The organism is Cetobacterium sp. ZOR0034 (genome assembly GCF_000799075.1).
Lineage (GTDB): Bacteria > Fusobacteriota > Fusobacteriia > Fusobacteriales > Fusobacteriaceae > Cetobacterium_A.
Map to the genome: position 1 here is coordinate 1 of NZ_JTLI01000050.1, position 379 is coordinate 379.

A 379-nucleotide genomic window follows, 5' to 3' on the forward strand; every position below is an offset into this window, starting at 1 on the left:
TAGGAGCAGAAGCTTCAAAGAATATAGCAAATATCTACTTATTATCAGAAAAAAGAGATGTAAGATTAGATATAATTTCAATTTATAGTAGTATAATCAATTATGAAAAAGATTTAACAGTGTTAGAATCTTCAATGAAAGAGTTACAAGCGAGATATATGAAACAAAAAGAGCAACTAGATTTAAGATTAGTAACAAAAGCTGATCTATTAAAAACAGAATACTCAATTTTAGAGTTAGAAGCTCAAATAACAGGAACAAAAACAAACTTAGAGATTGCAAAGAAGGATTTAAAATTAAAACTGATGATACCAACAAATGAAGAGATTGTTTTGAAAGAATTTATGGTTCCAGAAAACTTAACAACAGGAATTGATTT

At 26.4% G+C, this 379-nt stretch carries 1 protein-coding gene; it reads left to right on the forward strand.

Going from position 1 to position 379, the window contains the following annotated elements; genetic code table 11:
* Positions 1-379: TolC family protein (locus tag L992_RS13670; RefSeq protein WP_047395915.1), on the forward strand; the 379-nt coding region annotated here is incomplete at both ends.